Origin of the sequence: Streptomyces sp. NPDC058525, assembly GCF_042719495.1 — a bacterium.
GTDB lineage: Bacteria > Actinomycetota > Actinomycetes > Streptomycetales > Streptomycetaceae > Streptomyces.
In genome coordinates, this window is record NZ_JBHXNP010000009.1 from 59,307 (window position 1) to 81,812 (window position 22,506).

Annotated in this window: 21 protein-coding genes; 9 read left to right on the forward strand and 12 right to left on the reverse strand. The window is 73.7% G+C overall.

Features of this window, described 5'->3' with window-relative positions:
• Positions 1-210: 210 nt before the first annotated feature.
• The 5 genes from ACFWP3_RS07360 to ACFWP3_RS07380 form a co-directional block, all read right to left on the reverse strand.
• Positions 211-1,332, reverse strand: coding sequence for an FAD-dependent oxidoreductase (locus tag ACFWP3_RS07360; protein WP_384217128.1), 1,122 nt, complete (start codon positions 1,330-1,332; stop codon positions 211-213).
• A 7-nt stretch (positions 1,333-1,339) separates the two neighbouring features.
• Positions 1,340-2,209: a cytochrome P450 gene (locus ACFWP3_RS07365; protein ID WP_384217130.1), complete on the reverse strand. Its 870-nt coding sequence runs from the start codon at positions 2,207-2,209 to the stop codon at positions 1,340-1,342.
• A gap of 239 nt (positions 2,210-2,448) precedes the next feature.
• Complete coding sequence (locus tag ACFWP3_RS07370) at positions 2,449-3,126, reverse strand: HAD family hydrolase (protein ID WP_384217133.1); 678 nt, start codon at positions 3,124-3,126, stop codon at positions 2,449-2,451.
• 45 nt (positions 3,127-3,171) lie between these two features.
• On the reverse strand, positions 3,172-3,651 hold the full coding sequence (locus ACFWP3_RS07375; protein WP_384217136.1) for an Lrp/AsnC family transcriptional regulator: 480 nt from the start codon (positions 3,649-3,651) through the stop codon (positions 3,172-3,174).
• Between the two features lie 25 nt (positions 3,652-3,676).
• A complete protein-coding gene (locus tag ACFWP3_RS07380; RefSeq protein ID WP_384217138.1) occupies positions 3,677-4,366 on the reverse strand; it encodes a YoaK family protein in 690 nt (229 codons plus the stop codon).
• Between the two features lie 91 nt (positions 4,367-4,457).
• On the opposite strand from ACFWP3_RS07380, the gene ACFWP3_RS07385 reads away from it, so the two are divergent.
• The 5 genes from ACFWP3_RS07385 (at position 4,458) to ACFWP3_RS07405 (ending at position 9,371) form a co-directional block, all read left to right on the forward strand.
• The gene (locus ACFWP3_RS07385) at positions 4,458-5,051 is read left to right on the forward strand and encodes a histidine phosphatase family protein (RefSeq protein WP_384217141.1); all 594 of its coding nucleotides are present in this window, start codon (positions 4,458-4,460) and stop codon (positions 5,049-5,051) included.
• 168 nt (positions 5,052-5,219) lie between these two features.
• Positions 5,220-6,731 (forward strand): APC family permease, encoded by a 1,512-nt coding sequence (locus tag ACFWP3_RS07390; protein WP_384217143.1) that lies wholly within the window; start codon positions 5,220-5,222, stop codon positions 6,729-6,731.
• Between the two features lie 29 nt (positions 6,732-6,760).
• The gene (locus ACFWP3_RS07395; RefSeq protein WP_384217145.1) at positions 6,761-7,192 is read left to right on the forward strand and encodes a universal stress protein; all 432 of its coding nucleotides are present in this window, start codon (positions 6,761-6,763) and stop codon (positions 7,190-7,192) included.
• A gap of 155 nt (positions 7,193-7,347) precedes the next feature.
• Positions 7,348-8,259, forward strand: coding sequence for an SAM-dependent methyltransferase (locus ACFWP3_RS07400; RefSeq protein WP_384217148.1), 912 nt, complete (start codon positions 7,348-7,350; stop codon positions 8,257-8,259).
• A 2-nt stretch (positions 8,260-8,261) separates the two neighbouring features.
• On the forward strand, positions 8,262-9,371 hold the full coding sequence (locus tag ACFWP3_RS07405) for a terpene synthase family protein (RefSeq protein ID WP_384217150.1): 1,110 nt from the start codon (positions 8,262-8,264) through the stop codon (positions 9,369-9,371).
• Between the two features lie 8 nt (positions 9,372-9,379).
• Here ACFWP3_RS07405 and ACFWP3_RS07410 read toward each other — a convergent pair whose 3' ends face one another.
• From ACFWP3_RS07410 to ACFWP3_RS07435, 6 genes are all read right to left on the reverse strand, one after another.
• Entirely contained in the window at positions 9,380-10,741 is a 1,362-nt protein-coding gene (locus tag ACFWP3_RS07410) for a cytochrome P450 (protein ID WP_384217153.1), read from the reverse strand.
• Positions 10,738-11,361: an ATP/GTP-binding protein gene (locus tag ACFWP3_RS07415; RefSeq protein WP_384217155.1), complete on the reverse strand. Its 624-nt coding sequence runs from the start codon at positions 11,359-11,361 to the stop codon at positions 10,738-10,740. Before ACFWP3_RS07415 ends, ACFWP3_RS07410 begins: the two co-directional genes overlap by 4 nt.
• Positions 11,342-11,701, reverse strand: a complete 360-nt coding sequence (locus tag ACFWP3_RS07420; protein ID WP_384217158.1) for a DUF742 domain-containing protein — start codon at positions 11,699-11,701, stop codon at positions 11,342-11,344. The genes ACFWP3_RS07415 and ACFWP3_RS07420 overlap by 20 nt, the downstream gene beginning before the upstream one ends.
• Complete coding sequence (locus tag ACFWP3_RS07425) at positions 11,698-12,105, reverse strand: roadblock/LC7 domain-containing protein (RefSeq protein WP_384217159.1); 408 nt, start codon at positions 12,103-12,105, stop codon at positions 11,698-11,700. Before ACFWP3_RS07425 ends, ACFWP3_RS07420 begins: the two co-directional genes overlap by 4 nt.
• Positions 12,102-13,637 (reverse strand): sensor histidine kinase, encoded by a 1,536-nt coding sequence (locus ACFWP3_RS07430; RefSeq protein ID WP_384217162.1) that lies wholly within the window; start codon positions 13,635-13,637, stop codon positions 12,102-12,104. Before ACFWP3_RS07430 ends, ACFWP3_RS07425 begins: the two co-directional genes overlap by 4 nt.
• A gap of 312 nt (positions 13,638-13,949) precedes the next feature.
• Positions 13,950-15,149, reverse strand: a complete 1,200-nt coding sequence (locus ACFWP3_RS07435) for a PP2C family protein-serine/threonine phosphatase (RefSeq protein WP_384217164.1) — start codon at positions 15,147-15,149, stop codon at positions 13,950-13,952.
• Positions 15,150-15,533: 384 nt separating this feature from the next.
• On the opposite strand from ACFWP3_RS07435, the gene ACFWP3_RS07440 reads away from it, so the two are divergent.
• Entirely contained in the window at positions 15,534-17,030 is a 1,497-nt protein-coding gene (locus tag ACFWP3_RS07440) for an FUSC family protein (protein ID WP_384217166.1), read from the forward strand.
• Here the strand turns inward: ACFWP3_RS07440 and ACFWP3_RS07445 are convergent.
• Positions 17,020-19,317, reverse strand: a complete 2,298-nt coding sequence (locus ACFWP3_RS07445) for a HelD family protein (protein WP_384217169.1) — start codon at positions 19,315-19,317, stop codon at positions 17,020-17,022. The genes ACFWP3_RS07440 and ACFWP3_RS07445 overlap by 11 nt on opposite strands.
• A 142-nt stretch (positions 19,318-19,459) precedes the next feature.
• Between ACFWP3_RS07445 and ACFWP3_RS07450 the strand changes: the two genes are divergently transcribed.
• The 3 genes from ACFWP3_RS07450 to ACFWP3_RS07460 all read left to right on the forward strand — a co-directional run bounded on the left by ACFWP3_RS07450 (position 19,460) and on the right by ACFWP3_RS07460 (position 22,500).
• The gene (locus ACFWP3_RS07450; RefSeq protein ID WP_384217171.1) at positions 19,460-20,044 is read left to right on the forward strand and encodes a GNAT family N-acetyltransferase; all 585 of its coding nucleotides are present in this window, start codon (positions 19,460-19,462) and stop codon (positions 20,042-20,044) included.
• A gap of 193 nt (positions 20,045-20,237) precedes the next feature.
• Positions 20,238-21,374 carry a nitric oxide synthase oxygenase gene (locus ACFWP3_RS07455; RefSeq protein ID WP_384217173.1) on the forward strand — a complete coding sequence of 379 codons (1,137 nt, stop codon included), beginning with the start codon at positions 20,238-20,240 and terminating at the stop codon, positions 21,372-21,374.
• 55 nt (positions 21,375-21,429) lie between these two features.
• Complete coding sequence (locus ACFWP3_RS07460; protein WP_384217176.1) at positions 21,430-22,500, forward strand: lactonase family protein; 1,071 nt, start codon at positions 21,430-21,432, stop codon at positions 22,498-22,500.
• The last annotated feature ends 6 nt before the right edge of the window (positions 22,501-22,506 follow it).

The window sequence follows — 22,506 nt, forward strand, 5'->3', positions numbered from 1 at the left end:
GCCCAGGTGAAGGCCCCGACCGGCTGAGGGCCCAGCCCAGGTGAAGGCCCCGACCGGCTGAGGGCCCAGCCCAGGTGAAGGCCCCGACCGGCTGAGGGCCCAGCCCAGGTGAAGGCCCCGACCGGCTGAGCGCCCAGGCCAGGTGAAGGCCCCCGGTCGGCTGAGGGCCCCGACCGGCTGAGGGCCCCGACCGGTTGAGGGCTCGGGCCGTCAGCTGGCCCGGCCCGCGCGGGCTGCGACCGGCTCCCCCGCCCGTTCGCGGGCCAGCAGCCGGCGGATCTCGCGGGCCGCGGCGCCGCCCGCGCGGTTGGCGCCGATGGTCGATGCCGACGGGCCGTAGCCGACGAGGTGGACCCGCTCGTCGCGGACGGCCCTGGTCCCCTCGACCCGGATGCCGCCGCCCGGCTCGCGCAGCCGCAGCGGCGCCAGGTGGTCGACGGCCGCGCGGAACCCGGTCGCCCACAGGATGACGTCCGCCTCCACCGTGCTGCCGTCCGCCCAGACGGCGCCCGAGGGGGTGACCCGGTCGAACACGGGCCGGCGGTCCAGCACCCCCGAGGCGAGTCCGGCCCGCACGGCCTCGTTCAGGGGCAGGCCCGTCACGCTGACCACGCTCTGCGGCGGCAGCCCCCGGCGGACGCGCTCGTCCACCAGGGCGACCGCCGCCCGGCCCTCGGCCTCGCCGAAGCTCCCGTCGCGGAAGACCGGGGGCCGCCGGGTCACCCAGGTGGTCTCGGCGGCGACCTCCGCCACCTCCAGCAGGTGCTGCACCGCCGAGGTGCCGCCGCCCACGACGATCACGCGCGCCCCGGCGAACTCCTGCGGTCCCGGGTAGTTCGCCGTGTGCAGCTGCCGGCCGCGGAAGGTCTCCTGGCCCGGGTAGCGCGGCCAGAACGGCCGGTCCCAGGTGCCCGTGGCGTTGACCAGGGCCCGGGCCGACCAGGTGCCGGCCGAGGATTCGACCAGCAGCCGCCCGTCGGCGCCCTCGCGGACCGCCGAGACGTCCACGGGCCGCCGTACGCGCAGCCCGAACCGCTCCTCGTAGGCGGCGAAGTACTCCCCGATCACCTCGGAGGAGGGCCGCCGCGGATCGGCGCCGGTCAGTTCCATGCCGGGCAGGGCGTGCATCCCGTGGACCCGGCCGTAGGTCAGCGAGGGCCAGCGGAACTGCCAGGCCCCGCCGGGGCGGGGCGCGTGGTCCAGGACCACGTGGTCGATCCCCGCCCGGGCCAGGTGGTAGGCGCTGGAGAGGCCCGCCTGACCGGCCCCGACCACCACCACGTCGACGTCGGCGTCCGCGGCCGTGCCGGCCTCCCGCGTCACATTGTTCACGGTTCTACTAACTGCGGGATGCCGCCGGATCTTCCCCGCCCGTCGCGCGCAGCGTCGCCCGTACCGGTCCGGCCGGCTGCAAGGTCAGCCCCGGGAAGGTCCCGGCCCGCTCGTCCCCGCTGTCCAGGTGGAACCGCTGCCCCAGCACCGCCAGCACCATCGCGGCCTCCACCAGCGCGAACCGCGCGCCCAGACACGCCCGCGGCCCGCCGCCGAAGGGGATCCAGGCGTGCTCGGGCACCGGATGCGCGGCGTCCGCGTCCCACCGCTCGGGCCGGAAGGCCTCGGGGTCCGGGAACCAGCGCGCGTCCCGGTGCATCGACCACGGGCTGATCCACACCCCGGTCCCCGCGGCCACCCGGCGCCCGCCGATGCTCGCGCCCTCCCCGGCCACCGCCGAGATCAGCCAGATCGGCGGATAGATCCGCAGCGACTCCTTGACCACCTGCTGGGTCCAGGGCAGCCGCGCGTAGTCGTCGTACGTCGGCAGCCGCCCGCCGAGCACCCGGTCCAGCTCCTCCGTCAGCCGGGCCCGCGCCTCGGGCGCCCCCGACAGCAGCTGCCATGCCCAGGTCAGGGTGGTCGAGGTGGTCTCGTGGCCGCCGATGTAGAGGGTGATCGACTCGTCGCGCAGCTCCTTGCGGGACAGCGGCGCGCCGTGTTCGTCACGGGCCGCGAGCAGCCGGCTCAGCAGGTCGTCCCGTTCGGCCCCACCCGCCGAGGCCGCCTCGTGCTCCCGTATGACGTGCGCGATCTCCCGGTCCAGGACGGCCACGGCCTCCCGCATCCGGCGCCGCCCCGGCGTCCGCACCCACGGCGGCAGGAAGAGCGTCACCCCGCGGAACTCGGCCCCCAGCTCCCGCTGGGCCATGGCCATCGCCGCGCACCCAGTCCCCGTAGTCGTCGCGCAGGGACTCGAAGAAGGCCAGCGGATCACGGGCGAAGGCGGGCAGGTTCCCGAGCAGGGGCCACTGGCGCGGCCCGCTCCCGGCGCCCCGGGGCAGCGTGGTGGCGGTCACGCAGGCATGGTGGCAGCCGCCGTGCCAGGGCACCAGAGGGCCGCCCCACCCGCCGCCTACCGCCCCCGCGCCGCCCGCCCCGCCCTCCGGTCCGGGGTCAGGCCACGGCGCGCGCGGTCAGCCAGTCGAAGGCCGCGTCCGCGGTGAACTCCCGCTGCCCGCCCGGGAAGAGCAGTGCGGCCTGCGCGAAGGCCTCGTCGTGCGCGGTCTGCGCCACGTACGGGACCGCCACGCAGCCCATGCCGGCCGCGCGGGCCGCCAGTGCTCCCGGCGCCGCGTCCTCGATGACCACGCAGTCGGCGGGCGAGGCGCCCAGCCGGCGGGCCGCCTCCAGGAAGACGTCCGGGGCCGGCTTGCCGTGGGCGACCTCCTCGGCGGAGACCACCGTCGTCAGCAGGGCGTCCAGACCGGTGCCGGACAGCACCGCGTCGATCGCCTCGCGCGAGGAGCCGGAGGCCACCGCCATCGGCACCCCCTCGGCGCGCAGCCGCTCCACGAACTTGCGCATCTCGGGGAAGACTTCCGTCCCCGTCCGGGCCAGTTCCAGGTAGGCGGCGTTCTGTTCGGCGAGCAGCTGCTCCACCGGCGCCTGGATCGCGTACCGTTCCTTGAGGATCTCCAGCGTCTCCAGGGTGCCGATGCCGATGAACCGGGAGTGCTGCTCCCAGGTGAACTCGGGGACCCCGTGCCGCTCCAGGGTGCGGCGTCCCGACTCGTAGTAATTCGGCTCGCTGTCCACGAGGGTGCCGTCGAGATCGAATATGACGGAAATCATCCGTTGTGCCCGTCCTGCCGGTCGTGTCCTGTCCATATCATCCTGTCAGGTTTTGCGGGCGGCTCGTCCCACGGACTCGACCAGGGGCAGCAGCCGGTGCGCGACCCGCTCGCGCAAGGCCACCTCGGTGCGCGTGCGGACGACCCCCGGCAGCTGGATCAGCCGCTGGATCACGTCCTCCAGGTGCGCGTTGTCCCGGGCCGCCACGCGGGTGAGCAGGTCCCCGCCGCCGGTGATCGAGAAGGCCTCGATGATCTCGGGAACGGCAGCCAGCGCCTCACCCACGTCGTCCAGGTGCCCCTGGGTCACCTCGATGTGCACGAAGGCCAGTACGGGGTGCCCCAGCGCCGCGGGGGAGAGCGAGGGCCCCGTCCCGGTGATCACCCCGGTCCGCTCCAGCCGGTCCAGCCGGGCCTGGAGCGTGCCGCGGGCGACGCCGAGGATGCGGGCGTACTCGCGGACGCTGGTGCGCGGCTGCTCGATCAGCAGGCGCAGGATCCTCGTGTCGAGCTCGTCCACCGCCATGCCGCGACTGTACCAATGGCCCAGTTCATCCGGTGTGCGCTCGCGGCAGCAGCCGGTGTACGACGGCCACCGCGGCCACGACGGCCGCCGCGGGGAGCAGCAGCCCGCCCACCGTCCATCCGTCCCGCACCAGCAGCGCCCCGGTCAGCCCGCCGGTGAACATCGCCAGCACCGCCAGGGCCCGGCGCAGCCAGGCCCCCGTCCCGTAGCCGAAGGCACTGTCGTGGCCCAGCGCCGAGCTGCCGATCAGAGCGGTCATGGACCGGGTGACCAGGGTCGTCGGCACCCCGGGCACGTTCAGCCGCATGCTCGTCACCGTACGGATGCCCATCGCCGTCGCCAGCAGGCCGGTCACCAGCAGATGCGCGGGGGCCGGATGGCCGAACCTCGGCGCGACGTCCCATCCGACGGCCGCGGCGGCCAGGATCAGCACGGCCTCGGCCGACAGTCCGCACTCGACCCAGCGCCACCCCCAGGCCTCCGTCGCCGACTCCATCCGCGCCCCGCACACCACCCCGACGGCGAACGCCGCCAGCGACAGCGCGGACGACAGCGCGGGCAGGTTCGCCGCCCCCGCGAGCCCGAAGGCCAGGAAGAGGACGTTCCCCGTCTGCATGGCGGTGAACACCGGCCCGAGCGCGAGCAGGCTCACGGCCTCGATCAGCCCGGTGACCCAGGTCAGGACGATCAGGAGCCCGGTCAGCGACGGAGGCACCCCACGCGCACCCACCTTCATGCGCCCGACAGTGACACGCCCGACCCGGCCCTCGGTGCCGACATGCCGGACAGGGCCTAGGGTCCGGAGGATGAGCGACCTGCTGCTGGTGAGGCACGGCGAGACGGCGTGGAGCGCCGACGGGCGGCACACCGGGCGCACCGACGTCCCGCTGACCGCGCGCGGGGTCGAGGAGGCCATCTCCCTGGCCCCGTACTTCCGGGACCGCCACCCCGCGCTGGTCCTGACCAGCCCGCTGCGCCGGGCCGTGGCCACGGCCCAGCTCGCGGGGCTCACCGGCGGAATCACCGACTCCGACCTGTACGAGTGGGACTACGGCGGCTACGAGGGCGTCACCACGGCGGAGATCCAGCGGACCGTCCCCGACTGGTCCCTGTGGACCCACGGGGTGCCGCCCGGCGACGCGGAGCACCCGGGCGAGAGCGCAGCCCAGGTGGGCGCCCGCGCGGACCGCGTCCTGGCCCGGATCGCCCCGGTGCTGCGCGCCGACGGGGGCGGCGTGGTCGTCGTCGCCCACGGCCACTTCCTGCGCGTCCTCACCGCCCGCTACCTGCGCCTGGACCCCGAGGAGGGCCGGCTGTTCCTGCTGCGCACCGGCACGGTCAGCATGCTCTCCACGGAGCACGGGCTGCCCGTGATCGCCGGCTGGAACACCCGCCCGTAGCCGGCCGGAACACCTTCCCGTAGCCCGCCGGAATACCCGCCCGTAGCCCGCCGGAACACCTGCTCGCAGCCGGCCGGAACACCCGCCCGTGGCCCGCCGGCCCACCCGTGGCTCGCCCCCGGCCCCTCCCGCCTCGCGCGGCGGCCGGGCGCGGGCGACCATGCGTACATGGCCGAAGACAGTACGGGCCCGGGCGGTCCGCCAGCCGCGGCCCCGCAGCCGGGACTGAAGGCGAACGCGATCGGGTTCCTCGACGCGCTGGTCATCGGCCTGAACTCCACCTCGCCGGCGTACTCCCTGGCCGCCGTGCTCGGGCCGATCGTGGCCCTGGTCGGCATCTACGCGCCGGGCGTGATGCTGGCCTCCTTCGTCCCGATGCTGCTGATCGCCGCCGCCTTCTACTACCTCAACAAGGTCGACCAGGACTGCGGGACCACCTTCTCCTGGGTCACCCGCTCCATGGGCCCCTGGGCGGGCTGGCTCGGCGGCTGGGCCATCGCCATGACCGGCGTGCTCGTCATCGGCTCGCTGGCGGACGTGGCGGTCAACTTCGGCCTGCTCGCCGCCGGACTCGACAGCTGGGCCGCCAACGAGGTCATCCGGCAGGGCCTCACCGTCGCCGTGATCCTGGCCATGACCGCCGTCTGCGTCATCGGCACCGAGCTGTCCGCCCACCTCCAGGACATCCTCATCCTCGCCCAGGTCTTCTTCCTCCTGACCTTCGCGGCCGTCGCCATCTACCGCGTCTACGCCGGCACCAGCACCCTCGACGAGATCGAGCCGTCCCTCACCTGGCTCAACCCCTTCGGCGCCGGCGGAGCCGCACTGACCGGCGGGCTGCTGCTCGGCGTGTTCATCTACTGGGGCTGGGAGTCCGCGGTCAACCTCACCGAGGAGGTCGAGAACTCCGCCACCGCGCCCGGCAAGGCCGGCATCTGGTCGACGGTGATCCTGCTGCTGACCTACCTGTCCGTGGGATTCGCCGTCGTCGCCTACGCGGGAACCGCCTTCCTCGCCGAGAACGCCGCCGAGGAGGAGGCCGTCTTCGCCGTGCTGGCCCACGAGGTCATGGGCGGCTGGGACTGGATCGTCCTGCTCGCGGTCTGCACCTCGGCCCTCGCCTCCACCCAGACCACGATCATCCCCGCCTCCCGCACCGCCCTGTCCATGGCCCGCCGCCACGCGCTGCCGCCGGGCCTGGCCCACATCCATCCGCGGTTCAGGACCCCGGACGTGAGCACGTGGTGGGTGGCGGGCATCGCGATCGGCTGGTACCTCGTCGTCAACCAGATCAGCGAGAACGCGCTCCTGGACTCGCTGACCGCGCTCTCCCTGCTCATCGCCTTCTACTACGCGCTCACCGGCCTGGCCTGCGCCGTCTACTACCGGCGCCACCTGCTGGAGAACGCGCACAACTTCCTGCTCATCGGCCTCGGCCCGGTGCTCGGCGCGGCCCTGCTCTGCTGGCTGCTGGTGGAGTCGGTCGGCGACATGTCGAACCCGGAGAACTCGGCCGGCGGCGTCTCCTGGTTCGGGCTCGGACCGCCCCTGGTCATCGGCATCGCGATCGCCGTCGTCGGCGTGCTCGTCATGGGCTACTGGCGGCTGCGGGACGGCAGGTTCTGGCAGGAGCGCCCCGGGGTGGCCGATCCGGACCTCGTCCGCGGCCGGAAGAACTGAGAAGAACTGAGAAGAACTGAGGAGTCCCGATGTCCGTCGTCCTCGGATACGACGAGTCGCCCGGCGCGGAGCGGGCGCTGCGCGTGGCGCTGGAGGTGGCCACCGCCTTCGGGGAGCACCTCGTCCTCGTCTACGGGGCGGCCGCCCCGGGGGCCGCGGGCGAGGAGTACCGGGCGCACCGGGAAGCCGTCCGCCAGGCGGGCCGCAGCGCCCTGGCGCACGCCGTGGAGGCCGCCGACGAGGCGGGTGTGCCTTCGACGGTCGAGGTGGTCGACGACAGGCCGGCGCAGGCGCTGCTGGACGCCGCCAGGCGGCACGACGCGCGGGTCATCATCGTCGGCACGTGGGGCGACAGCCCGATCCGCGGCGCCCTGCTGGGCTCCACCCCGCACAAGCTCCTGCACCTGTCTCCGGTCCCGGTGCTCTGCGTACCGACGGAGCACGGCGGCGAATTGATCTGAAGAGCTGTCACTAGCGACCAACTTGGCCTGAAATCGCGCCATTTCATGTGTGACTATGCTCAATGCCTGAGTGATCAAAGCGTTTTGTCGATCACAGATGGGCAGAGTGGGGCGGCCGATCAACACCCCCACGTGACCGCAAGACCGGAGAACCGATGGACAGCAACCTCGTCATCCAGCCCCACGCTGGTGGCCGGGCGTTCGACGAGAGCCAAGTGCCGCTCTACTACAGCCGGAAAACGGCTGACATCCTCCACAAGTACGGTCCGGGACCGCGGGTCCACTTCCACATGGGCCTCTTCGCCCCCCGCGAGGCGCCGAACACCACGGTCTCCCAGCGCGTGCTCAAATGCCGCATCATCGAGTCCCAGGAGGCGATCGTCGACCACGCCGCCCGCACCTGGGGCGCGTACGCCACCCCGCCCGCGAGCCTCCTCGACATAGGCTGCGGCGTCGGCGGCGGCTCGCTCTACTGGGCGCAAGAGCACGGCGCCGCCGTCACCGGCCTGACGGTCGCGGCGGAACACGTGCCCCTCGTCGAGCAGTTCGCCCGGCAGGCCGGAGTGGGCGACCGCGTGACACCGCTGCTCGCGGACGTCCACGGGTTCAGCGCGCCGCGAAGATTCGACGCCGCCTACGCCTGCGAGAGCTCCGGCTACACGGACCGCGAGCGGCTCTTCGAGGTGGTGGCCGAGTCCCTGAAGCCGGGCGGCTGGTTCGGCATCCAGGAGCACTTCATCTGCCGTCCCGAGTGGACCGACTTCATCGACAGCTATTACAAGACGCGCCTGGGCACCCTCACCGAGTACATCGCCGCCGCCGAGGCCGCCGGGTTCGAGCTCGAGCAGGACGAGGACGTCACCGACCGGGTGGCCGAGTTCTGGGTCCAGTCCATGGCCTGGAACACTGCCGAACTGGACCGGATCGAGCACACCGGAACCCCCTCCGCCTGGACCCGCGAACGACTTCGGGAGTCGACCATCACGCACGGCAAGCTGTTCCGCATCTGGCGCGACCACGCGCTGGAGACCCGACTGCTGCTCTTCCGGCTGGGCGGGGGGAACTGACCGTGCCCCCCGTGTACGCCGAGGGCTCGCACCCCTCGCGCATCGGCTGGCAGCTGCCGCCGTTCTACTGCCCGTTCGAGAAGGGCCTCATCCACCCCGCCGCGGGGGAGATCGAGAAGCGGGCCATCGCCTGGATCGACACGTACGGGTTCTACCCGGACGCCACCGAGCGCGCCTGGGGGCTGGCCACCCGCGCCGCCGACTTCACCAGCCGGATCATCCCGTACGGCGCGGTCGAGCCGATGCTGCTCTTCAGCGAGTGGAACTACTGGGCCTTCGCCACCGACGACTGGCAGGACTCCAACACCGGAGCGTCGAGCACGGCGTCCGTCGCGGACCACGGCGCCCGGCTGGTCCGCACCGTCGAGGCCCCCGGCTCCGGCCTGCTGCCGCCGGGACCGCACACCGCCGCGCTGGAGGACCTCGCGGCCCGCACCCGGGAGATGCTCACCCCCGTCCAGCTGCGCCGCTTCACCGAGGGCGTCCGCGACTGGGTGGCCGGCGCCAGCTGGCAGACGGCCAACGCCGAGCGGGGCATCATGCCGGGCCTGAACGACTTCGTGGCGGCGCGGATCTCCAGCAACGGCACCCGCTTCACCCTCACGTGGTGCGATGTGGCGAACGGGATCGCCGTGCCGGGCGAAGAGCTGTACTCCGCGCCGGTCCAGGCCCTCACCGACGCGGCCGGGTTCATCGTCAGCTGCGACAACGACCTGTTCTCCTACAACAAGGACGACCACCACGTCCCGTGGGAACAGAACCTGGTCAACGTGCTGGCCGCGCAGGACGGGTGCACCCCGGCCGAGGCCCTGCCCGCCGCGTACGCGCTGCGGGACCGGACGGTGGCCCTGTTCGTCCGGCTGAGCGAACAGCTCGGCCGCGGCGCGGGCGAGCAGCTGCGGCGCTACCTCGGCTCGCTGGAGCACTGGATCGCGGGCGATCTGGAGTACCACTGCCGGGCGCCGCGCTACGCCAGCCCCCGCAACCGCAACGAACTCCCGGTGGACGGCGCCCGGTTCGACATCACCTGGACCGACACGCCCAGCGACGCGCGCGTCGAGCCGCCGCCGGTCCCGGCCCTCGCCTGGTGGTGGCAGCAGCTCGACGCCTGACGCGCGGATCAGCGACGGCGGCGGCCCAGCAGCCGGGCCCACCACGAGACCCGCAGGGTCGGCCGCTCCCCGGTAAGGGGGGCGGCCTGCGCCGGGGCCGCCGCCGGTGCCCGGGTGGTCCCGGTGACCGAGGTTCCCCGCGGCGTGAACCGCACCGGCAGGGTGACCAGGTGACGGGACATCAGGGAGGCCGTCCACCGCAGCTCGTCCTCGGGGACGGCCAGTTCCAGGTCGGGCAGCCGCGTGAGCAGCGAGTCGATCCCGGTGTCCGCGATGGCCCGGCCGATGTCCTGGCCCGGGCACTCGTGGGGGCCGCTGCTGAAGGACAGGTGGGAGCGATTGCCGTGGACGGGCACCGACAGGTCGGGGCGGATCTCCGGATCGACGTTCCCGGGCGCGAGCCCTAGCAGCAGCAGGTCCCCGGCCTTGATCTGGGCCCCGCCGAGCTCGGTGTCGCCGATGGCCCAGCGTCCCAGGATCGTGGTGAACGGAGGCTCGTCCCACAGGACCTGCTCCAGGGCGTCGGGCAGGGTCATGTGGCCGCCGGAGAGGTTCGCGCGGAACCGGCGGTCGGTGAGCACCACCCGCAGGGTGTTCGCGATCAGGTTGGCGGTCGACTCGAACGCCGCGATCATCACCAGGCGCAGGTGCTCGACGATCTCCTCGTCGGTCAGCGACGTCGCGTGCTCCGCCATCCACGTGGTGAAGTCCCGGCCGGGCACCGCCCGCTTGCGCATGACGAGTTCGCGCAGCGTGGCCGTCACGTACGCGTTGCTGGCGACGGCCGTCTCGGTGCCCTGGAGCATGTCGCGGGCGGCCTCGACGAGACGCGGGCCGTACGAGTCCGGCGCCCCGACGAGCTGGGTCATCACCAGCATCGGCAGCGGCTCGGCGAAGTCCGCGACGAGGTCGCCCTGCCCGGACTCGACGAACTGGTCGATCAGCTGGTCGGCGAAGCGCTTGACGTACCGCCGCACCCCGCGCCGGTCGAAGCGCTCCAGCGACTCGGTGACCGCACCGCGCAGCCGCTCGTGCTCCGCACCGTCGACCAGGTGGCACACGGGCTGCCACGCCGTCATCGGCGTGAGCGGGTGGTCGGCCGGAACCCGGCCCTCCTGCTGGTCGCGCCAGTGGCGCGGGTCCCGGGAGAACCGCGACGGGGTGCGGGTCGCGTCCAGGTTCTCGCGGTGGCCGAGCACCAGCCAGGCCGGCAGGTCGCCCTGGACCAGGACGGGCGCCACCGCGCCGTGCTCGGCGCGCAGCTTCTCGTACAGGCCCATCGGGTCCGCCTCGGCCTCGGGGCCGTAGAGCCGGTGCGCGGGGCAGCCCGGCGGCGGAGTCGAAGCGGCGGGGGAGGGGGTAGTGCTCACGATGCCTCCGGGGTCACGGCGAGGGAGTGCAGATAGCGCATCAGCGTCATCAGGACGTCACGGCTGGAGTCGCGCCGCCGGGCGTCGCAGAGCACCAGCGGGACGGCCGCGGGGAGGTCGAGGGCGCTGCGCAGCTCCTCGACGGGGTACTGGGGCGCGTCGGGGAAGGAGTTGACGGCGACCACGAAGGGCACCCCGCGCTCCTCCAGCCGGCCGATCACGTCGAAGCTGACCTCCAGCCGGCGGGTGTCGACCAGGACCACCGCGCCCAGCGCACCCTCGAAGAGCCCGCGCCAGAGGAACCAGAAGCGCTGCTGGCCGGGGGTGCCGAAGAGGTACAGCACCAGTTCCTCGTTGATGCTGATCCGGCCGAAGTCCATGGCCACGGTGGTGGACGTCTTGCGCTCCACCCCCGCGGTGTCGTCGACGCCGACCCCGGCCTGGGTCATCGTCTCCTCGGTGGTCAGGGGGCGGATCTCGCTCACCGCGCCGACCAGGGTCGTCTTGCCGACCCCGAAACCGCCCACGATCACCACCTTGACCGCGTCGGCGGCCGTGGCCGGCAGTACGTCCTCGCGCCGCGGCCCGGCGGGCGACGCCTCAGAGCTTTCGAAGTCCATCGATCACTGCCTCAATCAATGCCAGGTCGGGGAGTTGGGCGCGGGCCACGGGTGCGCGGGAGAGCACCTGGCCCGAGGTGAGCAGATCGTCGATCAGGACGGTGACCACACTCACCGGGAGGCCGAGGTACGCGGAGACCTCGGCCACCGAGAGGGGCGCCTGGCACAGCCGCATGATCGCCGCGTGCTCCGGCTGCATGCCGGGCCGTGGCCCCGACTTGGCGACGATCAGCGTGACCAGGTCGAGGCCGCTGGGAACTAACGGTCCGCTGCGACCGCCGGTGATGACGTAGAGCCGCTCGGGGCTGCCGTCTTCCCAGTTGGTGCCCGGGTCCTTCACGCGGTCTGCCTGTCGCTGCGCGGCGGGCTGCTGAGGTGCTCTCCGATCCGCGCCACGAGGTCGCGCATGCGCTGGCCCATCAGGCCGGCGTCGACGCCCTCGTCGGCCAGTACCGCCAGATAGGCCCCGGCGCCCGCCGCCATCAGGTAGAAGAAGCCGCCGTCCATCTCGATGACGACCAGCCGCATCCGGCCCTTGCTGTTGGGGAGTTCGGAGGCGACCGCGCCGGCCAGGCTCTGCAGTCCGGCGCAGGCGGCGGCGAGCCGGTCGGCCGTGTCGGTCTCCGCGCCGTACTGGGCCATGCGCAGGCCGTCGGCGGAGAGCACGATGACGTGCCGGGTCTGCGGAACGCTCTCGGCCAGGTCCTTGAGCATCCAGTCCATATTGGTCTGCTGCTGACTCATGGCTGTTCCCCCTTGCTCGCCGAGGCCGGCGAGGCGTCTGTGGTCTGGCTGTCCGCGGTGTGGCTCCCTGCGGTCCGGCTGTCCCCGGACAGACCGCTCTGGAAGGCGGCCAGCCACATCCCGGGCTGTGCTTCGGCCCGCTCCGGGACCTCGGCAGTGGTCTGCTGCACGTCTTCGGGCTCTTCGGGGGCCGTGGCGCGCGCCTTGCGGCGGCGCTGCGGCAGCCCGTTCAGGGTCCGTTCGGTCACGAAGGGCACCTCGTCCACGTCCGCCGGGACCTGCGGGCCCGTGGCCGGCCGGGGCGGCTGCGCGGGCGGCGCCTCCGCCGGTTCGAGGGCCGCGCGGGGCCCCGAGGCGGTACCGATGCCGTGCGCGACGCCCGTCGCGGTCGAGACGGTGGTGATCAGCCCCTGCGGGACGACGAGCACGGCCCGTACGCCGCCGTACGCGGAGGAGCGCAGCGACACCCGGAAGTCGTACGCCTGGGCGAGCCGGCCGACCACGGCGAGGCCCAGTCGCGGGGTCTCGCCCAGGTCGGTGAGGTCGATGCCCTCCTGAGCCTGGCGCAGCATGCGCTCGGCCCGCTTGCGGGCCTCCTCGCTCATGCTCAGGCCGCCGTCCTCGATCTCGATCGCGATGCCCGAGTTCACGTCGACGGCGGTCAGGTGGACCTTCGTCTGCGGCGGCGAGTAGCGGGTGGCGTTGTCCAGCAGCTCCGCCAGCGCGTGGATGAGCGGCTCGACGGCCGGGCCCACGACGGCGACCTGCGAGACGGAGTGCAGCTCCACGCGCTGGTAGTCGATGATCCGGGACATGGCGCCGCGCAGCACGCTGTACAGCGGCACGGCCTTGTTCCACTGGCGGCCGGGCCGCGCGCCGCCGAGCACGGCGATGGAGTCGGCGAGCCGGCCGATCAGCGCGGTGCCGTGGTCGAGCCGGAGCAGATCGCCGAACACGGCCGGGTCCTGGCCGTGCCGGTCCTCCATGTCCCGCAGTTCCTGGGCCTGTTGGTGCACGATCGCCTGGACGCGGCGGGCGATGTTCACGAAGGCGCGCTGCGCCGAGTCGCGCAGGTCCTCCTCGGCGACCACGGCGTCGAGCACCGAGCGCAGCACCGCGTGGTGGGCGGCCCGGAACGCGGGGGTCAGGCCGGGCTGGTAGGTGCTGGCATCCTCCAGCGAGGCGAGCACGTCCTCCGGGAACTCGCCCTTGCGCAGGCGCGTCACCACATCGGGCAACAACGCCTCGGCCAGCCGTACGGTCTCGGTCTGCTGCCGCGACAGGGCGGCCTCCTGCACGGCGACCGTGGTGCGCAGCGCCGCCACCGCCTTGCCGCGCCGGGCGGCCTCGCCGCACGCGAGCGCGACGGCGACGAAGGCCGCGGCACCGACCCACGCCACGGGCGTGCGGGCCGGTGCCGAGACCAGTGCCACGGTGGCCACCGCCAGTGCGGCGGTGAGCAGGGCGGGCAGCGCCCATACGACGGGTGAGGTGGGCCCTGGACTGCCGGGCGACGATCCCTCTCGAACCATCAGAACCCTCAAACGATCGAATGCGAAAGATCATTGGACAACAGCCCGGGATCTTATCCGTTCAGCGCTTGGCGCTTGACAACAGGTCAGGATGCGGACCCCGCCGTTCAGTTGGCATCGCGCGTCTTGTCCTGAAAGCGATCCATGCCCAGCCGGCCGCTCCGGTGTGCCCGCCCCGCCGTCCGCGCCGCCAGGCCCCGTGGGAACCGTGCCCGCCGCCCTTGCGCGAGGCCGCCGGGGCGCGGGTCGGGGCCCCTGCGATTCGGCTGATTTCCATCGGGTGGCCGGAAGATGGCCGGAACCCGTCGGAACTCACCTGTCGGCGGGCGGCGCCGGCCGGGGCCGCAGGCGTGCGGCCAGCACGGCGACGTCGTCCTCCGCGTGCTGCGCGTCGAGCCCGTCGCAGACCGCCGTCACGATGTCCTCGACCGGCGCCCCCGGCGCCAGGCGCAGGCCCGCGAGCCTGGCCAGCGAGGTGTCGATGTCCTCGCCCCGCCGTTCCACCAGACCGTCCGTGTACAGCAGCAGGGTCTGGTCGGCGGAAATCGGCCGGGCCAGTGCCTCGTAGCCGCCGATGCCCGTGCCCAGCGGCGGGCCCACCGGTACGTCGAGCAGCTCGCCCGTGCCGTCGCCCCCGAACACCGCCGGCGGCAGGTGCCCCGCGCTCGCGTAGAGGGCGATGCCGCGCGCGGGGTCGATCCGTACCAGCAGGCAGGTCGCGGGCCGCCGCCGGTCGTCCGCCGCGGACAGCGTGTCCAGCCGGCGCAGCACCCGGTGCGGGGCGAGCTCGGTGGAGGCGACCTCGCGCAGGATGGACCGGTAGGCGTTCATGTCGACGGCGGCGTCCAGACCGTGCCCCATGACGTCCCCGACCACCAGCAGGGTGCGGCCGAAGTGCAGCCGGACGGTCTCGAACCAGTCGCCGCCGACCAGGGAGCGCAAGCCCACCGGAAGGTAGCGGCTGGCGATGTCCAGGTTCGGGTGCGGCCGGCCCGGTTCGGAGACGAGGGCCCGCTGGAGGTCGAGCGCCGTCTTCTCGGTGGCCGCCTGCCGCCGCGCGTACCCGATGTGGACGCCCGCGAGCCGCGCCGCGAAGTGCAGCGTGGCCGTCTCGTGCTCGTCGAAGTCCTGCCCGGCCCGTACGGCCAGGAGCCTGCCGTACGCCTCGCCCCCGCCCGGCCCGGCCAGCGGGACCGACACCAGGTACAGGGGCCGCCCCTCGGCCCGCCCGGTCCAGATCTCCGCGGTGCGCCCGTGCTCCAAGGGCCGGACCGCGGGCGGGTCCTCGGGGGAGGGGTCCCGCAGCAGATCCGTCGCACCGGCCTGCGCCACCCGGCCCTGGACGCCGCCCCGGCCCGTCATGTCCACGGCGGCGGCGTCACACAGCGTCCGGAACAGGAATCCTGCGAGCTCCCGGCAGGTCCCCCGCTCATCACCGGACGTCCCGATCCGCTCCAGAGCCGCCTCCACGGCGCGCAGCCGCGCCTCCAAGCCGTCGCGCTCCGACACCATGCCAGCGTCACCCGTTCCCGGCCATGCCGCCCGTCGAGGGAGGCATGCCACCACCGTTCCACGTTTCGGCCACGAATATTCGGCGCGGGCGCGGACCTGACCGCACCCGGCCGAGCCGGTCCGTTGGCCCTCCCATGGCCGAAGATCACGACCCGTGACTGGGCCAATGGCACAGTCTACCGAGGTCGTGTTGAGCCAGTGGGCCCCCAGGTGCTTATCTGTGGCGTATCCATGTACTTACGGCGCCGCGCAGCGCCGGACGGCAACGAGGCCGGAACCGGAGCGCGGCGCCTTCGCCGTGCCCGTTTCGCCGCCCACCACCCCCGGGCGGCAGCGGGCCGGCGCGCACCACTGCAAGGGGGGCGGCACACCGCCGTGAAGAGGATGTTCGTGGCTCCTGACCCGGGGCGCCTGAGACTGCGCAACTCGGCCCGTGCGGTGATCGGCGTCGGCGCCGCCGTCGCCCTCGCGGAACTCTGCGGCCTCTCCCTGACCGCCTCCATCACCGGGGGACTGGCCGCCCTGCTCGCCCTCTTCACCGTGGTCGACGCGAGCGTCCGCGCCCAGCGCGTCACCACCGCCCTGCTGCCCGTGGCCGGATTCCCCGTCCTCGCGCTGGCCACCACCCTGCACGGGGTGCCGCTCGCCCGCGACGCCGCCTTCCTCGCCGTCGTGTTCGCCGGGGTCTACGCCCGCCGCCGGGGCCCGCGGGGCCACGCCCTCGGGATCTTCGGCTTCATGATGTTCTTCGTCACCCAGTTCCTGCACGCCGTCCCCGGACAGCTGCCCGAGCTGTACGCGGCCGTCGGCCTGGCCCTGCTCGCCTCCACGGCCGTGCGCTTCGTGCTGTGGCCCATCGAGCGGCGCACCCCGCCCGCTCCCGCCCAGCCCGGCCTGCCGGGCACCGGCCTCGCCCGCCCCACCACCCGCCAGGCCTTCCAGGCCACCGCGGCCTGCGCCTTCGCCCTCGCCATCGGCCAGGCCCTCTCCGAGGACCGCTGGTACTGGGCCGTGGGCACCGCCTGGTGGATCTTCGTGAACACCGCCTCGCGCGGCGAGACCCTCGTACGGGGCTTCCGCCGCGTCCTCGGCACCGTCCTCGGCATCGCCGCCGGGCTGCTGATCGCCGTACCGCTGCACGGCGCGCCCGCCCCGACCGCCGCGCTCGTCGCCGTGTGCGTCTTCGGGATCTTCTACACCGCGGCCCCCTCCTACTCCTGGATGATGTTCTTCGTCACCGTCATGGCCGGGCTGCTCTACGGCCTCCTCGGGGTCCTGCACCCCGGCCTGCTGCTCCTGCGCTTCCAGGAGACCGCGATCGGCGCGCTCGGCGCGGCCCTCGCCGTCGTGATCATCCTCCCGGTGACCACCCACGCCGCCAACGACGCCTGGATCCAGCGCGCCCTGCACTGCGTCCGCGCCTCCACCGCGGCCGCCCTGGACCGGCTCGCGGGCAACCCCGCGGCCGACCCCGCCCCGCACGCCGCCGAACTGGAACTGCTGCTCGGCCGGGTACGGATGGCCCTCGCGCCCCTCGTCCACCCGCTGAGCCCGCTGCGCGCCCGCAAGGCCAGGGCCCGGCAGGTCCTGGCGCTGCTCGACGAATGCGCCCGGGAGGTGCGCGGGCTGGTCGCCGTCGCCGCCGACCCGCAGGCCTCGCACGACGCCCGGCTGGCCGCCGCCTGCTGGCGCGTGGAGGCCGCCGTCGAGGCGCTCACCGCGCCCGACAGCACCCCCGAGCTCATCGCTCCGCCCCGGCCCCGGCCCGCCGCGCCCGCGGAACCGGTCCTCGCCCACCTGCACGGCCTCGAGCACGCGCTCGTCGCGCTCGCCGCCCCGCTGCGCACCGACCCGCGGGCCCCCCTGGTCATCAGCGCCTGAGCAGCCCCTCCCCGGCCGCCTCCAGCCCCGCCGGCAGCCGGCCGGCGGTGTGCACCACCCCCAGGGCCTGCGTGGCCCGGGTCAGCGCCACGTACAGGTCGCTGGGCTGGAGGCCGGCCGGCTCCACCACGATCACCGTGTCGAACTCCAGCCCCTTGGCCTGGCGCGGATCCAGCAGGACGACCTCCCGGGTCAGGTCCGGCTCGGCCCCGGCCCGTACCCCCGGCAGCCCGCCGGCCAGCGAGGCGTGCAGCTCCCGCGGCGCGATCACCGCGAGCCGCCCCTCCGCGGGCAGCTCCCGCCGCACCGCCTCCGCGACCGCCCCCGCCAGGTCCTCCGCCGCCCGGGCCCACGGGCGGACCCCGGTGGCCCGTACCGAGCTCGGCGGGGCGAAGCCCGGATCGCGGTCCCGCAGTACGGCCGCCGCCACCTCCATGATCTCGGCGGGCGTACGGTAGTTCACCCCCAGCCGGACCAGCTCCCAGCGCTCGCCCACGTACGGACGCAGGATGCGCTCCCACGAGCCGCAGCCCGCCTCCTCGGCGGTCTGGGCCGGATCGCCCACCAGCGTCATCGAGCGGGTCGGGCAGCGCCGCATCAGCAGCCGCCACGCCATCTCCGACAGCTCCTGCGCCTCGTCCACGATGACGTGCCCGAAGGCCCAGGTGCGGTCCGCGGCGGCCCGCTCGGCCGCGCTGCGGTGGTCGGCCTCCTCCTGGCGCTCGGCCATCCGCTCGGCGTCGATGATGTCGTGCGCCGCGAGGTACTCGTTCTCCTCGTCCTCGAACTCGTACGACCGCGAACCCTCCGACAGGTCCAGCACCCCCTGCGCGTACGCGATGCGCCGCTGGCGCTCGCGCTCCTCGGCGGCCCGCCGCGCGCTGTCGTCCTCTCCGAGCAGCTCCGCCGCCTCGTCCAGCAGCGGCACGTCGGCCGGGGTCCAGTCCGGCCGCGCCGACGGCTCGCGCCGGATCAGCTCCGCCTCGTGGGCCGGCAGGTGCGTGGGCTCGGCCAGGAAGTCGGCGACGAGCCGCTCGGGCGTGAGGGAGGGCCACAGGGAGTCGATCGCCGCGTGCACGGCCGGGCTCATCGCGATCTCCTTGCCCAGCTGGGCCACGTCGTCCGGACCCAGCAGGTTCGGGCCGCCGTACGGGTCCGCCCCCAGCCGGTCGGCGAGCTGCGCGGTGAGCGCGTCGATGATCCGGAAGGCGAAGGAGGGCCGGGCCTGGTTGTGCGGCAGCCCCGTGGCCCGGGCCCGGTCCCGCGCCTCGTGGGCCATCGTCCGGTCCAGCAGCAGCGTCCCGTAGTCGTCGTGGTCGATCTCCAGCGCGGGCTCGGGGACGGTGTCGTACTCCTCGCCGGTGCCCGCCGGCACCGACTCCGGCAGCCCCTGCCGGTCTTCGACGACCCGCGCAAGGACCGCCGCCATCGAGCCCCGGCCCTTCACCGCGGCCGCTCCGGGCCGGTCGGTGCCCGTCGCGTGGACCCCGGGATACAGCTCGCCCGGCGTGGCGAGCAGGACGCCCGTCTCGCCGAGCGCCGGCAGCACCCCGCCGATGTAGCCCAGGAACGCCGGGCCCGGCCCGACGATCAGCACCCCGCGCTTGGCGAGCAGCTCGCGGTGCGCGTACAGCAGGTACGCGGCCCGGTGCAGGGCCACCGCCGTCTTGCCGGTGCCCGGCCCGCCCTCGACGACCAGCACTCCGCGGTGCGGGGAGCGGATCACCCGGTCCTGCTCGGCCTGGATGGTGCGCACGATGTCGTGCATCCGGCCCGTCCGGGCGGCGTCCAGCGCGGCGAGCAGGACGGCGTCCGCGTCGGCGCCCTCGTACCCGGTGCGCTCCGCGTCGGTCAGGTCGAGGATCTCGTCGTGCAGGGCGGTGACCACCCGCCCGCGGCTGCTGATGTGCCGGCGGCGGCGCAGGCCCATCGGGGTGTGGCCGGTGGCGAGGTAGAAGGGCCGGGCCACCTCCGCCCGCCAGTCCAGGACCAGCGGCGTGCGCTCCGCGTCGTCCGCGCGGATTCCGATGCGGCCGATGTGGTGGTCACGGCCGTCGGAGAACTCCAGACGACCGAAACACAGGCCGTTCTCTCCGGCATTCAGCGCGGAAAGCAGGCCGGACTGCTCGGCGACCAGGACATCGCGCTCCAGACGCGCCTGAGCACCGTTCCCGACCTCCCGCAATGCCCCCTCGACAGCGCGTTCGGCCTGGTCACGCAGGTGGTCGAGGCGGACATAGAGGTCGGTGACGAATTGCTGCTCTTTCCGGAATTCCTCGGTTGACAATTGCACTCCTGCCGCGATACAGTGTCCTCGAAAGCTTCCTCATGTCTTCGTTTCCAGGCGAAGTCATGAACCATTCAATATACGCTCTCCCCTCCCTCGGCAGCGAATTCCGCCGGGGGATTTTTTGCGTACCGTGGATCTCATGACCACCGCACACGGCTCCGCCGACGGCATCGACTACCGCCTCGCCCGCCCCGAGGACGCGGGGGCCATCGAGGCCCTCGACGGCTCATTCACCACCGACACCGTCTTCGAGGTGGTCCCCGCGGACGGCGCCGGATTCGGGTTCCTGCTCCGCGAGGTCCCCGCGGACCCGCCCCTGTACAAGGAGTTCCCGCCCGAGGAGCACGACGAGCAGGGGTCCGGCGGCGGGGCGGGCGCCGGGGCGGACGCGCGGACGTACGTGGCGCTCGACGGCGGCCTGGTGTGCGGCTTCGCCGCCGTGGGCTACGCGGCCTGGAACCGGCGGCTGACCGTCGAGGACATCGAGGTCGCGCCCGGCCACCGGGGCCGCGGCATCGGCCGCGCGCTCATGGAGTGCGCGGCGCAATTCGCCCGGGAACGGGGCGCCGAACACCTGTGGTTGGAGGTGAGCTCCGTCAACGCCCCGGCCGTGCACGCCTATCGGCGGATGGGGTTCACCCTGTGCGGCCTCGACACCACCCTGTACGGCGGCACCCCCGCCTCGGGGGAGAAGGCGCTCTTCATGAGCCGGCCCTGCCGCTGACGGTGCTGCGCCGGATCGTACGCCTCTTCGAGTCCGGCCCGCAGTCCGATCCGTGAAGATCACTCGGAGGAGTGTTCCGGACGGCCCTTGCCCACGGCGCTGACCTGCGGCATGTACAACGGGTGATTGTGCACCGCACATTCATCCGGCATGTACAGGGTGGATCTGTTCGGACAGGGGGTAACGGCCCGGAATGGAAATACTTCAACAGCGCTCCACCACCGCTCAGGTGTGGGAAGCGGCCGAGGAGTTCATCCGACTCTTCCACAGGGAGAATCACGATGCCGGTGATCCGCGCAACCGGCTCGCCGCCGTACGGTCCGAACTGGCGGAGACCGGCACCTACCGGCACACGCCCGAGGAGCTGGCCCACGGGGCCCGGGTGGCCTGGCGCAACAGCAACCGCTGCATAGGCAGGCTCTACTGGAACTCCCTGCGGGTCCGCGACCGGCGGGAGACGACCGACGCCGAGGGCGTGGCCGCCGAGTGCTTCGAGCACCTGCGCGAGGCGACCAACGGCGGCCGGGTGCGGCCCACGATCACGGTCTTCGCCCCGGACGCCCCGGACCGTCCCGGCCCGCTGATCTGGAGCGAACAGCTCGTCCGGTACGCCGGCTACGGGGACCACCACTCCGTCACCGTCGGCGACGCCCGCAACGCCCCGCTGACCGAGTCCCTGCTCCGGCTCGGCTGGCCCGGCGGCGCCGGAACCCCCTTCGACCTCCTGCCGCTCGTGGTGCAGGGCGTCGACGACAAACCCCGCTGGTTCGACACCCCCCGCGACGCCGTCCTGGAAGTCCCGATCGGGCACCCCGACGACGAGGGCTGGGCGGCGTGGGGACTGCGCTGGCACGCCGTTCCCGCCATCTCCAACATGTGCCTGGAGATCGGCGGCATCCACTACCCGGCCGCGCCGTTCAACGGCTGGTACATGGGCACCGAGATCGGCGCCCGCAACCTCGCCGACACCGACCGGTACAACCTGCTGCCCGCCGTGGCCCGCCGGCTCGGCCTGGACACCTCCAGCGACCGCTCGCTGTGGAAGGACCGCGCCCTCGTCGAGCTCAACCGGGCGGTCCTGCACTCCTTCGACCGCGCCGGGGTGACCATCGCCGACCACCACACCGAGTCCCGGCGCTTCCTGTCCCACCTGGAACGGGAGGAGCGCAAGGGCCGGGACGTGGGCGCGGACTGGTCCTGGATCGTGCCGCCGATCTCCGGCTCGGCGACCCCGGTCTTCCACCGCACCTACGAGGACCGGCCGAGCAGCACCGCCTACGTCCACCACCGGGGCGCCCAGGACCGGGCCCAGGGACGGGATTTGGTATAGACCTTCTGTTACCGTCGGCTCCGGACGGATCCGGAACGGCGGAGAGGAACAGCCCGTGGACGGCGCGGAGAAGACGGACCAGAGCGGCGGACACCGGGCCTACATCGGCTCGTTCACCTCGGGGGGCGGCCGCGGTGTCACCACCGCGGCCGTGGATCCGGCCACCGGGGCCCTGACCCCGCTCGCGGCCACCGGCGCCGCCGTCGCGGACCCCTCGTACCTGGCCCTGGCCCCCGACACGGGCGTGCTCTACACGGTGAGCGAGACCGGGCAGGGAGCCGTGGCCGCCTTCACGCCCACCGCCGAGGGCCTCGTCCCGCTCGGCGGGCCCGTCCCCGTCGGCGGCTCCGGGCCCACGCACCTCAGCCTGGCCGGCGGCCGGCTGCTCACCGCCAACTACACCTCGGGCGGGGTCAGCAGCCTCCCGCTCGCCGCCGACGGCAGCCCCGGCGGCCCCGCGGCCGTCCTCGCGCACGAGGGTTCGGGCCCCGACCCCGACCGGCAGGAACGGCCGCACGCCCACCAGGTGCTGCCCGACCCGAGCGGCCGGTGGGTGCTCAGCGTGGACCTCGGGACCGACTCGGTACGGGTCTGCGCGCTCGACCCGGCCACCGGCGGACTGCTGCCGCACACCGAGACCGTCCTGCGGGCCGGAACCGGACCCCGGCACCTCGCCTTCCACCCGGACGGCACGGTCGCCTACGTCCTGCACGAGCTGGAGCCGCAGCTGACCGTCTGCCGCTGGAACGCGACCGCCGGGCAACTGGAACCGGTCGCCGAGGTTCCGATCGCCTCCGCGGGCCCCTCAGGGGCCGTACGGGCCTACCCCTCGGCGGTCGTCGCCTCGCCCGACGGCCGGTTCGTCTGGGCGGCGATCCGCGGGACGGACGCCATCGCCACGCTCTCGCTGGCCGCGGGTGCCGAGAAGCCGGAGCTCACCGGTGTCGTCGGCTGCGGCGGCAGCTGGCCGCGGGACCTCGCGGCCGACCCCGCCGGGCGCCGCCTGTACGCGGCCAACGAGCACTCGGGGGACGTCACCTGGTTCGACGTCGACCCCGGGACCGGGCAGCCGCGCCGGGCCGGCTCGGTGGCCGTGCCCGCCGCCACCTGCGTGGTCTTCGGCTGACCCCGG

Excerpts from the sequence above, each read along its gene's own strand:
- ACFWP3_RS07365 (WP_384217130.1), bottom strand. The coding sequence starts at position 2,209 with ATGGCCATGGCCCAGCGGGAGCTGGGGGCCGAGTTCCGCGGGGTGACG.
- ACFWP3_RS07370 (WP_384217133.1), bottom strand. The coding sequence starts at position 3,126 with ATGATTTCCGTCATATTCGATCTCGACGGCACCCTCGTGGACAGCGAG.
- ACFWP3_RS07375 (WP_384217136.1), bottom strand. The coding sequence starts at position 3,651 with ATGGCGGTGGACGAGCTCGACACGAGGATCCTGCGCCTGCTGATCGAG.
- ACFWP3_RS07385 (WP_384217141.1), top strand. The coding sequence starts at position 4,458 with ATGAGCGACCTGCTGCTGGTGAGGCACGGCGAGACGGCGTGGAGCGCC.
- ACFWP3_RS07390 (WP_384217143.1), top strand. The coding sequence starts at position 5,220 with ATGGCCGAAGACAGTACGGGCCCGGGCGGTCCGCCAGCCGCGGCCCCG.
- ACFWP3_RS07395 (WP_384217145.1), top strand. The coding sequence starts at position 6,761 with ATGTCCGTCGTCCTCGGATACGACGAGTCGCCCGGCGCGGAGCGGGCG.
- ACFWP3_RS07400 (WP_384217148.1), top strand. The coding sequence starts at position 7,348 with ATGGACAGCAACCTCGTCATCCAGCCCCACGCTGGTGGCCGGGCGTTC.
- ACFWP3_RS07415 (WP_384217155.1), bottom strand. The coding sequence starts at position 11,361 with ATGGACTTCGAAAGCTCTGAGGCGTCGCCCGCCGGGCCGCGGCGCGAG.
- ACFWP3_RS07425 (WP_384217159.1), bottom strand. The coding sequence starts at position 12,105 with ATGAGTCAGCAGCAGACCAATATGGACTGGATGCTCAAGGACCTGGCC.
- ACFWP3_RS07430 (WP_384217162.1), bottom strand. The coding sequence starts at position 13,637 with ATGGTTCGAGAGGGATCGTCGCCCGGCAGTCCAGGGCCCACCTCACCC.
- ACFWP3_RS07435 (WP_384217164.1), bottom strand. The coding sequence starts at position 15,149 with ATGGTGTCGGAGCGCGACGGCTTGGAGGCGCGGCTGCGCGCCGTGGAG.
- ACFWP3_RS07440 (WP_384217166.1), top strand. The coding sequence starts at position 15,534 with ATGTTCGTGGCTCCTGACCCGGGGCGCCTGAGACTGCGCAACTCGGCC.
- ACFWP3_RS07450 (WP_384217171.1), top strand. The coding sequence starts at position 19,460 with ATGACCACCGCACACGGCTCCGCCGACGGCATCGACTACCGCCTCGCC.
- ACFWP3_RS07455 (WP_384217173.1), top strand. The coding sequence starts at position 20,238 with ATGGAAATACTTCAACAGCGCTCCACCACCGCTCAGGTGTGGGAAGCG.